The 9,703-nt window shown below is 51.6% G+C and carries 13 protein-coding genes; 12 read left to right on the forward strand and 1 reads right to left on the reverse strand.

Annotation, left to right across the window (positions count from 1 at the left end):
- The 8 genes from INT22_RS20680 to rloA3 form a co-directional block, all read left to right on the forward strand.
- Positions 1-1,054 (forward strand): proton-conducting transporter transmembrane domain-containing protein (locus INT22_RS20680; protein ID WP_226912580.1); only part of this gene is annotated, 1,054 nt, incomplete at its 5' end.
- The gene (locus tag INT22_RS10110) at positions 1,051-1,524 is read left to right on the forward strand and encodes a Na+/H+ antiporter subunit E (RefSeq protein ID WP_193060345.1); all 474 of its coding nucleotides are present in this window, start codon (positions 1,051-1,053) and stop codon (positions 1,522-1,524) included. The genes INT22_RS20680 and INT22_RS10110, both read left to right, overlap by 4 nt.
- Positions 1,524-1,793, forward strand: a complete 270-nt coding sequence (locus INT22_RS10115) for a monovalent cation/H+ antiporter complex subunit F (protein ID WP_193060344.1) — start codon at positions 1,524-1,526, stop codon at positions 1,791-1,793. Before INT22_RS10110 ends, INT22_RS10115 begins: the two co-directional genes overlap by 1 nt.
- Complete coding sequence (gene mnhG / locus INT22_RS10120) at positions 1,786-2,190, forward strand: monovalent cation/H(+) antiporter subunit G (RefSeq protein ID WP_038476932.1); 405 nt, start codon at positions 1,786-1,788, stop codon at positions 2,188-2,190. The genes INT22_RS10115 and mnhG overlap by 8 nt, the downstream gene beginning before the upstream one ends.
- Positions 2,191-2,445: 255 nt before the next feature.
- A complete protein-coding gene (locus INT22_RS10125; protein WP_193060343.1) occupies positions 2,446-2,622 on the forward strand; it encodes a DUF2256 domain-containing protein in 177 nt (58 codons plus the stop codon).
- Positions 2,606-4,027: a DASH family cryptochrome gene (locus tag INT22_RS10130; RefSeq protein WP_193060342.1), complete on the forward strand. Its 1,422-nt coding sequence runs from the start codon at positions 2,606-2,608 to the stop codon at positions 4,025-4,027. The genes INT22_RS10125 and INT22_RS10130 overlap by 17 nt, the downstream gene beginning before the upstream one ends.
- Positions 4,028-4,152: 125 nt before the next feature.
- Positions 4,153-5,409 (forward strand): lytic murein transglycosylase, encoded by a 1,257-nt coding sequence (locus tag INT22_RS10135; protein ID WP_193060341.1) that lies wholly within the window; start codon positions 4,153-4,155, stop codon positions 5,407-5,409.
- 76 nt (positions 5,410-5,485) lie between these two features.
- The gene (rloA3, locus tag INT22_RS10140; RefSeq protein WP_193060340.1) at positions 5,486-6,040 is read left to right on the forward strand and encodes a retropepsin-like aspartic peptidase RloA3; all 555 of its coding nucleotides are present in this window, start codon (positions 5,486-5,488) and stop codon (positions 6,038-6,040) included.
- A 56-nt stretch (positions 6,041-6,096) separates the two neighbouring features.
- On the opposite strand, the gene INT22_RS10145 is transcribed toward rloA3, so the two are convergent.
- The gene (locus tag INT22_RS10145; RefSeq protein ID WP_193060339.1) at positions 6,097-6,807 is read right to left on the reverse strand and encodes a 16S rRNA (uracil(1498)-N(3))-methyltransferase; all 711 of its coding nucleotides are present in this window, start codon (positions 6,805-6,807) and stop codon (positions 6,097-6,099) included.
- Between the two features lie 134 nt (positions 6,808-6,941).
- Here INT22_RS10145 and phaR point away from each other — a divergent pair, with 134 nt between their 5' ends.
- The 4 genes from phaR to INT22_RS20685 form a co-directional block, all read left to right on the forward strand.
- Positions 6,942-7,406, forward strand: a complete 465-nt coding sequence (gene phaR / locus INT22_RS10150) for a polyhydroxyalkanoate synthesis repressor PhaR (protein WP_038476915.1) — start codon at positions 6,942-6,944, stop codon at positions 7,404-7,406.
- A gap of 96 nt (positions 7,407-7,502) precedes the next feature.
- Positions 7,503-8,789 carry a phosphoribosylamine--glycine ligase gene (gene purD, locus INT22_RS10155; protein WP_193060338.1) on the forward strand — a complete coding sequence of 429 codons (1,287 nt, stop codon included), beginning with the start codon at positions 7,503-7,505 and terminating at the stop codon, positions 8,787-8,789.
- A 52-nt stretch (positions 8,790-8,841) separates the two neighbouring features.
- Positions 8,842-9,294: an acyl-CoA thioesterase gene (locus INT22_RS10160; protein ID WP_193060337.1), complete on the forward strand. Its 453-nt coding sequence runs from the start codon at positions 8,842-8,844 to the stop codon at positions 9,292-9,294.
- Positions 9,294-9,703, forward strand: a 410-nt coding sequence (locus INT22_RS20685; protein ID WP_226912581.1) for an adenylyl-sulfate kinase, incomplete at its 3' end; no start/stop codon positions are given. The genes INT22_RS10160 and INT22_RS20685, both read left to right, overlap by 1 nt.

The raw sequence follows: 9,703 nt of genomic DNA on the forward strand, positions 1-9,703 counted from the left end.
GGTAGGCACCCTAAACATGGCTGACATTGCGCTGCGTATGGATGAGGCAGAGCATAGCGGGATGGTCGAAGTGCTTGCCGTTATGTTTATGGTGGCATTTGGTATTAAAGCCGCCGCCTTCCCGCTCTTTTTCTGGCTGCCGGCTTCTTATCACACGCCGCCAGTAGCGGTGTCGGCGCTGTTTGCTGGTTTGCTGACAAAGGTCGGGGTGTATTCATTATTTCGCGTGTTCACGCTTATTTTTGATCAAACGATGGGGTATCTGCAGGATATAATGCTTTGGGGCGCTGTGCTGACAATGGTCACTGGCGTGCTTGGTGCCGCCGCTCAGTATGAGTTCCGCCGCATTCTCTCATTCCATATCGTCAGCCAGATTGGTTACATGATTCTGGGCTTGGCGCTGTATACACCGCTGGCGATTGCGGGTGGTGTATTCGCCATCGTGCATAACATTGTTGTTAAAACGAACCTGTTCCTGATCAGTGGCATTACCCACCGTCTGCAAGGTACTTATCAGCTTAAAAAAATGGGTGGCCTTTATCGAGAGCGTCCTTGGTTAGCCGTGGCATTCTTTATCTCAGCGTTTTCGCTGGCGGGCATTCCTCCACTATCGGGTTTCTTTGCCAAGTTTGTGCTGGTTCGCGCTGGCCTGGAGGCGGAGGCGTATGTAGCAACAGGTTTTGCGTTGGCAGTAGGGCTTATGACACTTTATTCCATGGTGAAAATTTGGAATGACGTGTTTTGGAAAGCGTTGCCAGAAGAAAATAAAGTGCCCGCCTCACAAACCTCCGTCGGTGATGATGGTCGATTACTAAAACCAAGCCTGTGGATGATGTACACCCCAGTTGCTGTGTTGGCCATGATGTCGTTATTAATCGGTGTTTTCGCAGAAGCCATTATGCAGGTGATGATGCTTATCGGTGATCAGCTAATGTCCCCATCAGGTTATATTGAAGCTGTGCTGGGCGTCTCTGCTAGTGCTGAAGATGCGCTGCTTGACCGGGGTGAGTTGCAGGCGGAGCAAATAGGTGACCGTGCGGAGGACGCCCCATGACTGGTGCGATTTGGAACCTTCTGCTCGGGTTGGCTTGGGTACTACTAAGTGGCGATTTTTCCGGGCTTAATCTGCTGGTCGGAATGATTTTTGGCTATATTGCGTTGCTGTTAATTGAGCCTCAAGTCGACGCGTTAAAAGGCTACCCCGCTCGTGTGCCGCGAATTATTGGTTTTATTGGTTTTTTTATTAAGGAGTTGGTGCGGGCAAACCTGCGCGTCGCCTTCGATATAGTGACCCCTCCCTGGCACATGAAGCCCGGCGTTATTGCGCTACCTCTTTCTGCACGCACGGAAATGGAAATTACGATCGTCGCTAACCTGATTTCGCTGACGCCTGGTACGTTGAGCCTTGATGTCTCTGACGATCGAAAGGTGCTCTATATTCACGCGATGTTTTTGGATAATGAAGAAGAGCTTCGAAATAACTTAAAAGAGATGGAGCACCGTGCATTGGAGCTATTTCGTTAATGGATACCGTTATTCTGATAAGCCAGATAATTATGGGGCTGGCGCTTGTACTGACCTTCGTACGTGTCGTTCGTGGCCCTAGCTTACCTGATCGTGTTGTTGCGCTTGAATTGTTTTCCACTACCGTGGTGGGGCTGGTGGGTGTTTATGCTATTCAGTCGGGGGTAGCGAGTTTTCTAGATGCGGCAATCGTGATCGCTCTGATGGGCTTTTTAGCCGCGATTGGGTTTGCGCGCTATCTGGAACGAGGGGGGCCGCGAGATGATTGAATTTATCAAAGGCGCGCTGTTGATAACGGGGTCAAGCTTTATGTTGCTGGCGGCCATCGGTTTGTTGCGGTTACCGGATCTGCTGACCCGCATGCACGCAACCACTAAGGCTGCAGCGCTTGGGGTTATTTTAATCATGCTTGCCTCGGCCATGCACTTTGCTGAAGTTGGGGTGGTTGCGCGCTCGTTCGCGATTATTGTGTTTATTTTAATAACGGCACCGATTGCTGCCCATGTGATTGGTAGGGCGGGTTACTTTGTTGGCTCGCGCCTCTGGAGCGGCACCGTTAAGGATGAACTGAGACCCAATTATGACCCGCTTACTCATGAGCTTAAAAGTGGCCTAGAAACCCATGAAAATGCCAAACGGCATCCCCGCGCCACAGACCCGGACTGACGGCAATTTGCTAACTTTCCCCATGCTGACACGTCTGCTCGAAAAGCCATCCACACGGATGGCTTTTTTATTTGCAGTGCTTTGGGGAAAAGCTATCGAGATAAGCGTGAAAAAAATCGGCTAAACAGTAGGGAAGGAGGCTCAGGGGAAAGAAAACACGCGTGCCTATTTGTGTACAATAGTTATACTGTGAAGGATTGTATGTCTATGTTTTTGACGCGTGGCGTGTAAATGTTAGCTAGCGAGATGGGGCCTATGCAACGTAAGCAGGATTTACCGCAAAAAGACTGTGTTCAATGCCAGCGTCCTTTTACTTGGCGGAAAAAGTGGGCGCGCTGCTGGGATGAAGTGCGCCATTGCAGTGAACGCTGCCGTCGCGAAGCCAAGCAGTCCAACGCACCAAGGAGGCAAATGCATGAGCAGCACGACTGATATTGTATGGCTTCAGGATAATTTGCGGATAGCTGATAATCCCTTGTTGCATTTTGATTCCCCTCCTGACCAGTTGCTTTGTCTCTATGTGCTAGACCAGCGATGGTTTGAACGTTCGATTACGGGTGATGCTTCTCCCAGGCTGGGGCCCGCTCGGCTACGCTTTTTATGGCAAAGTTTGATGGAGCTACGAGGCGAGCTGCTGCAGCGTGGCAGTGATTTGCTAGTCCGCATCGGTGATCCTGCCAGCATCGTGCTAGATACTGCTGCCATGCTTGGTGCAAGAGAAATACGTGTGGCAGCGCATTCTGGGTATGAAGAGTCACAGTATATTGCGCGGGTCGCTGACCAGCTCCCATCGGCCTGTCAGTTATGTTGTGCTGATAGCGGTTATTTAATTGCCGAAGACGAGCTTCCCTTTGCATTGAATGAGTTGCCGCCCAGCTTTTCGGCATTTCGGCGACGTGTTGAAAAGCATTGTACGTTTTTAGCGCCCCTGCCAGCGCCAGTGACACTGCCACCCTGGCCAGAATCTGCTCCCCGAGGATTTCCTCCCCTTAAAGTAGTGTGTAAAGAGAGTGCTGGCTGGCAGCCTGATAAGCGACAGGGCTTTGTGTTTGTTGGCGGGGAGGCGGCGGCAAGCGATCGTTTTCAGCAGTATCTCTGGCGGCAAAACGGCGCGGAATCTTATAAGACAACCCGTAATGGTTTGCTGGGCGCCAATTTTTCCACACGTTTTTCTCCTTGGCTGGCGCGTGGCTGCTTATCTGCGCGCCAAGTGTGTCAAGAAGTAAAAAACTGGGAGGCCATTCATGGGAGCTGCGAATCAAGTTATTGGATAATTTTCGAATTAATGTGGCGAGATTACTTCCATCGAGCGGCTCAGGTGGACGGTGCGGCATTATTTGGTTATGAAGAGTTACCGCCCGCTAACAGTGCATTTGATGCGTGGCGCAACGCGACAACCGGCGTGCCGTTTATAGATGCTGTCATGCTAGAACTGAAGGTTAGCGGGTGGATATCTAACCGAGCGCGTCAAAATGTCGCCAGTTTCCTAGTGAAAGATCTCAACGTCGATTGGCGCCTTGGTGCATCGTGGTTTGAGCACTGCCTGATTGATTACGATGTGGCGAGTAACTGGGGCAACTGGCGTTATATTGCCGGTATTGGTCGTGATCCCCGTCAAGACCGTTACTTTAATGTACTGAAACAAGCAGGGCATTATGATCCAAACGGGCTTTACGTTGCCTATTGGCTGCCTGAGCTGGCGTCGCTGCCGTTAGGAATGGAGCGCCACCAACCCTGGCGGGTAGCGCCTGCTAAGTTTGATGCACCATGCGTAGAGCCAGCCGAGTGGCAGCGTTGGCTAGTGGCTACAACGGAACTTCAAGAAACGGATGAGTAATGTTCTTCCTGGAAATAGACGATGGTGCCCGAAAGATAGGTTATGCAATGTGGGTAGGGCTAGCATCTACGCTATTTCTGAGCCATTATCGGAAGCACGCCAAGGATTGCCAAGAGATTAATGCTATGTCTTTGAAAGTTAAAGCTCCACTGAGTATCCGCCCCGCCTTGTATTTATCATTTGCACTAGCAGCATGCAGTGGGGCATTAAGTACTAATGCAGTCGCTAATCAGCAATTGATGAGCGAAGTGGATGCACAAGCGGCAGAACAAGTTAGCTATGCCAACTTTAACCAGTGGTTGGCTGATTTTCGCCGCTATGCTGCTCAGCAGGGCGTCAGTGAGTCTACTCTTGCCTCCGCTTTTGATGGGCTCCGCTATCGTGAACGAGTCATTGAGCTCGATCAGTATCAGCCAGAGTTTGTTCGTCCCATTTGGCAATACCTAGATACAGCGGTTTCCAGCACACGGATTAATAACGGCGTAGAGAAGCTTGCGGCTCACCGCGATACCGCGCAACAAATGCAGCAACGTTACGGGGTTCCTGCAGAAATCATCGTGGCTATTTGGGGTATAGAAAGTAACTACGGCAGCAATTTTGGTGATTTCTCGACACTTGAGTCACTGGCAACACTTGCTTACGACGGCCGTCGGCGTGATTTTGCACGCAGCGAACTGTTAGCCGCGTTACGTATTATCGACCAAGGCGATATTGCCGCCGAGCAAATGAAAGGCTCCTGGGCGGGTGCCATGGGACATACGCAGTTTATACCCAGCAGTTTTGAGGCATACGCAGTGGATGGCGACAATGATGGCCGTCGAGACATATGGGGCAGTATTCCTGATGTCATGGCTTCTACCGCTAACTATCTTGCCAGGGCAGGTTGGCAGGCCGGCCAATCTTGGGGCGTTGAAGTAAGTTTGCCTGACTCCTTCGATTATTCACAAACGCAACGTCGTAGCAGTGCTGAATGGGCGGCACAAGGCGTTCGCTCATTGAGTGGTGAGCTGCCCTCGTTCGATAGCGCTGCGGTTATTGTGCCAGCAGGAGCAAACGGCCCTGCCTTTTTGGTAGGGCCTAATTTTCGGGCAATTTTGCGCTATAACAACGCAACTAGTTATGCGCTAGCCGTGTCTACCTTGGCGGATGCTATTGCTGGGCGTGACGGCATTGCCCAGTCCTGGCCCAGAGATCAGGCGCCGTTGACACGTGATGATGTGCGTACTCTACAGCAACGCCTAAATAGTGCTGGATATTCAGTGGGTACTGCGGACGGCATCATGGGGCCTAATACGCGCGAGGGCCTACGTGCTTTTCAGCGTGACCAAGGGCTCACGCCCGATGGCTTTGCCACCCAGGCGCTGTTAGAACGGCTGCGTTAATGTTGCGTTTCGATGAGTCTCTTTAGCGAGTCAAATGTCTCATGCTAGGTAAACTTCTCACTAAGGACGAAAGGTAATGAGGAAAACTTTTGTAGGTGTGCTGGCTACCGGTGTAATGGTCAGTGCGTTGTCAGTGAGCACAGCTATCCAGGCAGATGATAAGGTATTTGGTTGGGTTGAAAATGCATCCATTGAACCGTGGGGTATCGCTGTAAAAGCGAAGCTAGATAGCGGTGCGCTGACCTCATCATTAGACGCGCGTGATATTGAGATGTTCGAGAAAGACGGCGAGGAGTGGGTTCGCTTCCGCCTGAAGCTCGAGGATCAGGCAAACGGTGAAACGTTTAGTGATCAGATTGAGCGCCCCCTCTATCGAGAGTTGGCGGTTCGTGGCGCAGGTGGTCGTGATGAACGTCCAGTGGTGCTAATGGATGTTTGCATGGGCAACACGGTGTATGAAGAGCAGTTTGGTCTGCGAGATCGTGAAGAGATGATTTACCCGCTGCTCTTGGGGCGTCGCACAATTAGCCACTTAGGACTATTAGATGTGCGCAATACCTTTCTTCAAGACCCTGAATGTGGGGAGAAGGCAGCCTATGTTCCCCACGATCCAACAGATGAACAGTCCTAATTACGCCGTTCTAAGCATAAAGCTCGTGTCACCCAGCTTACTGGCGTAATCGGTGATTAAAAAAGTCGCGATAATAGTGCGGTGACGGCAGTTTCTACCCGTAAGATGCGAGGGCCTAGGTGCATGCCCTCGCAGCCTGCCTCAAGTAGTTTTTCAACTTCCCAAGGTATAAAGCCGCCTTCCGGTCCAACGAGAAGCAGTACTTTTCCGTCAATATTCCGTGGACAGGCATTCGGCATACCAGGGTGTGCCACCAGCCCGCGTCGTTCTTTTAGCAGCTCCGGCAGTTGTTCTTCTAAAAAAGGGCGAAAGCCTTTGCACAGCGTCACATTAGGCAATTGTGTGTCTCGCGCTTGTTCCAGGCCTAGCACTAAGTGATGATGAATTTTTTCTGCACGGAGTTCTGGGGACTGCCAGTAGCTTTTTTCCACCCGCTTGGTGTGAAGCAGTGTAATATTTTTTACACCAAGAGCCGTGACATGCTCTAAGGTACGTGCCAGCATTCTGGGGCGAGGAAGCGCCAATATTAAGTGTACTGGCAAGGGCGGAGGGGGGGGCTCATTGAGATTTTCCAGTGTGAAGGTTGCCTGGGTCTCGTGTAGTTCAGTTAGCTGCGCTTTCCCCATCTTGCCGCCCTGTAGACCGACTGTGTAGTAGTCTCCTACACAAGCGCGGTGGACCTCGCGTAAATGGGTGATACGTCGTGTGTCAGTAAGGTAAGCATAAGCTCCCTTTACTTCGCTCGGATCAAGCAGAATAAGATTCATGATTGTCGTCTATTGGTCATAAGGAAGACACGCCTACCGGTACTAATCCGTTAAGCTGACTTGCATAGGCGCATGTTGCAGGCACAATAGCAGCAACGGCGACAAAGCCTCTACCGCGTTTAAGGAGATGCGCTGTGCGCGTAATTCGCAAATATGCCAACCGTAGGTTGTACGATACTCAACAAAGTCGTTACGTGACGCTTGAGGATCTGCGGCGTTTGATTATTGAAGAAGAACCCTTCCGCGTCGAGGATGCAAAAAGTGGTGAAGACCTGACGCGGACCATTTTGCTGTCGATCATTATCGAGCAAGAGCAGGCTGATAGTGAAGCCGAAGTTTTCTCAAATGACCTGCTGGCTCAGTTGATCCGTGTGTACGATATGTCATCGCCTTTACCGCTAGCACGTTATTTAGAGCAGGGCACCCAGCTCATGCTGGAACAGCAAAAGCGCATGCAAAGCCAGTGGCAACAAGCGATACGCCACTCTCCTATGGAGTTCATGCGTGAGTTGGCCGAAGAAAATATGCGTTTTTGGCAAAAAACGCTTAATCAGCCTAATCAAACAGACGATGACGATACGCCGGATAAAAGCTCCTGACGCCGCTGGTTGAGTCGTTGTGGCATAATATGCCGATTAACTTAGTTACGCTTTCAGCTAATCTCAGCTAGGCACTCCCGTTTGAGAAGGATGATGATGAACGTTTTAATGATAGGTGGCGGTGGTCGCGAGCATGCATTGGCGTGGAAACTAGCGCAGTCTAGTGACGTCGAGCAGGTGTTTGTAGCGCCAGGTAATGCAGGTACTGCCACTGAGCCTAAATTGACCAACGTAGCTATTGAAGCAACAGATTTAGACGCGTTGGTGGCGTTTGCCCAGCGCGAGCAGGTAGCGCTAACAGTGGTAGGGCCAGAAGCGCCGTTAGTTGAAGGGGTGGTTGATCGTTTTCAGGCGGCTGGCCTGACAATTTTTGGGCCTTCACAACGCGCCGCACAGTTGGAAGGCTCTAAGTCGTTTACCAAAGACTTTCTGGCACGCCACCAGATTCCTTCTGCCGCGTATCAAACCTTCACAGCGGTAGAGCCAGCCTTGGCTTACTTAGCTGAGATGGGCGCGCCTATTGTCATCAAAGCTGACGGCTTGGCGGCGGGTAAGGGTGTCATTGTAGCGATGAGTGAAGCCGAAGCTGAAGCGGCTATTCGCGATATGTTAGAGGCGAATGCATTTGGCGATGCGGGTGCGCGCGTTGTTATCGAAGAATTTCTGGAAGGCGAAGAAGCTAGCTTTATCGTCATGGTTGATGGTGAGAATGTGGTGCCGATGGCCACTAGCCAAGACCATAAGCGTGCCTATGACGGTGATACCGGCCCCAATACAGGCGGCATGGGAGCTTACTCTCCGGCGCCGGTGGTAACCCCAGAGATCGACGAGCGCATCATGGAGCAGATTATACTTCCCACCGTGCGGGGCATGGCGGAAGAAGGAAATGCATATACCGGCTTTTTATATGCAGGCCTAATGATTGATGCTGAAGGCAATCCAAAAGTAATCGAATATAACTGCCGTTTTGGTGACCCCGAAACTCAGCCAATCATGATGCGGTTAACGTCAGATTTAGCCGCGCTTTGCTTGGCTGGCGCTAAGGGCGAGCTTGCCGATAAGCAGTGTGAGTGGGACTCCCGCGCAGCCGTGGGTGTTGTGATAGCGGCAGGTGGCTATCCCGGCAGTTACCGCAAAGGCGATGTCATTCATGGCTTGGAGCAGGCAGGTCAGGCGCAGTGCAAAGTATTCCATGCAGGCACTACTCAGGCTGCTGACGGCAGTATCGTAACCGCAGGCGGGCGAGTGCTATGCGTAACCGCATTAGGCAACACAGTATCTGCTGCTCAACAGCAAGCATACCAGGGGGTTAAAGCGATTCACTGGGAGGGTGCTGAATTCCGCCGTGATATCGCATTCCGTGCTATCGCCCGAGAAAAATAGCGATCAGCGATGATCTCGCCGGAGCTAAACCACCACTGACAAGGAACTAAGCATGGAGCGTGTCACGCTAGATTTCCCCACGGCAGCGATTATTCATCGGCATCCTTTAACGGTGCGCGTAACGGATATGAATTACGGTCGCCACCTGGGGCATGACGCTTTAGTATCGCTGCTACATGAAGCTCGCGTGCATGCGTTCGCTGCGCTAGGTTTGCCTGAGTGGGATATAAAAGGCTACCCGAGCGTTGTTGCTGACCTAGCGGTTCAGTACCAGAGCGAGGCGCGCTGGCCGGATGCTTTGGTAATTGAGACCGCTGTCCCTGAACCACAAGGCAAAGCGTTGACGGTTTATCAGCGCATTTGTCATGCAGAAACCGATAAGGTGGTGGCAACTGCTCGGGTTAACCAGCTTCTTTTAGACCTTTCTTCAGGGCGGCCTGTCAAAGTGCCTGATGACGTTGCGCAGGCGATTGCTCGCGCGACTGCTCAGGAGAGAGGTACTTAATGTCGCGGGAATATCCAATCATTGCCATCACGGGCTCTTCAGGCGCGGGTACTACCACGGTGCGTCGCAGCTTTGAGCGCATGTTCCTGCGTGAAGATGTGCATGCTGCCATGGTGGACGGCGATGCCTTTCACCGCTACACCCGCGATGATCTCCAGCGGATTTTTCGTGACGAGCCCGAACGCAAAGATGAGCTTTCTCACTTTGCTGTAGAAGCTAATCTGCTTGATCGACTTGAAGGGCTTTTTGTTGAATACGGTGAGCATGGAGCGGGTACGTTCCGTCACTACATTCATGCAGAAGATAAGCAAAAAATTGAGGCAGGTTATCGAGTAGGGACGTTCACTGAGTGGCAGTCACTGCCTTGTGGTACTGATCTGCTCTTTTACGAAGGACTGCATGGCGGCTT

The sequence above is a fragment of the Halomonas sp. 3D7M genome, from assembly GCF_014897885.1.
Classification (GTDB): domain Bacteria; phylum Pseudomonadota; class Gammaproteobacteria; order Pseudomonadales; family Halomonadaceae; genus Vreelandella.

What these genes read in the sequence shown, in the direction of transcription:
- INT22_RS10135 (WP_193060341.1), top strand. Translation starts at nt 4,153, where the DNA reads ATGTCTTTGAAAGTTAAAGCTCCACTGAGTATCCGCCCCGCCTTGTAT.
- INT22_RS10145 (WP_193060339.1), bottom strand. Translation starts at nt 6,807, where the DNA reads ATGAATCTTATTCTGCTTGATCCGAGCGAAGTAAAGGGAGCTTATGCT.
- INT22_RS10160 (WP_193060337.1), top strand. Translation starts at nt 8,842, where the DNA reads ATGGAGCGTGTCACGCTAGATTTCCCCACGGCAGCGATTATTCATCGG.
- mnhG (WP_038476932.1), top strand. Translation starts at nt 1,786, where the DNA reads ATGATTGAATTTATCAAAGGCGCGCTGTTGATAACGGGGTCAAGCTTT.
- INT22_RS10115 (WP_193060344.1), top strand. Translation starts at nt 1,524, where the DNA reads ATGGATACCGTTATTCTGATAAGCCAGATAATTATGGGGCTGGCGCTT.
- INT22_RS10110 (WP_193060345.1), top strand. Translation starts at nt 1,051, where the DNA reads ATGACTGGTGCGATTTGGAACCTTCTGCTCGGGTTGGCTTGGGTACTA.
- purD (WP_193060338.1), top strand. Translation starts at nt 7,503, where the DNA reads ATGAACGTTTTAATGATAGGTGGCGGTGGTCGCGAGCATGCATTGGCG.
- INT22_RS10125 (WP_193060343.1), top strand. Translation starts at nt 2,446, where the DNA reads ATGCAACGTAAGCAGGATTTACCGCAAAAAGACTGTGTTCAATGCCAG.
- INT22_RS10130 (WP_193060342.1), top strand. Translation starts at nt 2,606, where the DNA reads ATGAGCAGCACGACTGATATTGTATGGCTTCAGGATAATTTGCGGATA.
- rloA3 (WP_193060340.1), top strand. Translation starts at nt 5,486, where the DNA reads ATGAGGAAAACTTTTGTAGGTGTGCTGGCTACCGGTGTAATGGTCAGT.